This is a genomic window from Acinetobacter sp. ESBL14, from assembly GCF_036668815.1.
Taxonomy (GTDB): Bacteria; Pseudomonadota; Gammaproteobacteria; order Pseudomonadales; family Moraxellaceae; genus Acinetobacter; species Acinetobacter gyllenbergii.
The window spans coordinates 1-221 of sequence record NZ_JAZEVS010000095.1 but is presented as its reverse complement, the minus strand read 5'-3'; the positions used below and the strand labels follow the sequence as shown (position 1 = coordinate 221).

Below are 221 nucleotides of genomic sequence, written 5' to 3'. Positions count from 1 at the left end.
GTCGAACCAGGTTCTGCTGTTCCTGTAATTGGATCAACGGCATTGATTGGATCAATGTCTGGCGCATTCGGTGCAATCGTATCGATTGTCACTGTACCTGTATCTGTACCGACATTGCCTGCCAAGTCTGTCGCAGTCACGGTCACGGTATGTGGACCTTCACCCAACACTGGCAATACATTGTCTGCAAGGGTCCAAGTACCATCACCATTGTTCACCGC

At 50.2% G+C, this 221-nt stretch carries 1 protein-coding gene; it reads right to left on the bottom strand.

Annotated elements, in window-relative coordinates:
- Positions 1-221: Ig-like domain-containing protein (locus V6E90_RS21780; protein WP_332606446.1), on the bottom strand; the 221-nt coding region annotated here is incomplete at both ends.